The 633-nt window shown below is 62.7% G+C and carries 1 pseudogene; it reads left to right on the forward strand.

The features are described 5' to 3' along the window. Nucleotides 1-633, forward strand: a pseudogene (locus tag GV832_RS21755) (transposase); the annotation flags it as partial.

Below are 633 nucleotides of genomic sequence, written 5' to 3' on the forward strand. Positions count from 1 at the left end.
TGGGGGACCTCGACGGCACCATCGCTGCCATCGGTCTGGAAGCCGGTCCCTTGTCGCAATGGTTGCACCGCGGGCTGACCCAGGCTGGACTTGACGCCGTGCTTATGGAAACTCGGCAGGTGAAGGGGGCGCTGAAGGCAATGCCGATCAAGACGGATCGGCGAGATGCCCAGGGGCTTGCGCGCCTTCTCCACCTTGGCTGGTTCCGGCCGGTCCATTGCAAGTCCGTCTCAGCCCAAGAGGTTCGGGCCGTTCTTGGCGCTCGCAAGGCCGTCCAGTAGAGTATGATCGCTTTGGAACTGTCATTGCGCGGGCTGCTGCGGAACTTCGGGCTCAAGGTCGGAACCATATCCCGCGGCCGGTTCGAATTGCGCATCCAGGAACTGGCTGCTGGCAATCCCTTGCTCGAAGCGGCGACAGTACCGATGCTCCGGGCCCGGTCGTCCTTGCGGCATGAGTTGGCCGGGTTGGGGCGTCGCGTCCGTCAGTTGGCTCAGGATGACCCGGTTTGTCGTCGGCTGATGTCAATGCCCGGGATCGGTGCTGTCGTAGGACTAACTTTCCGATCAGCGGTCGATGATCCTGCCCGCTTCACCTCTTCGAAGAAGATAGGGCCATGGGTGGGCCTCACAC

It is taken from the genome of Stagnihabitans tardus (assembly GCF_009925085.1).
GTDB classification, from domain to species: Bacteria; Pseudomonadota; Alphaproteobacteria; order Rhodobacterales; family Rhodobacteraceae; genus Stagnihabitans; species Stagnihabitans tardus.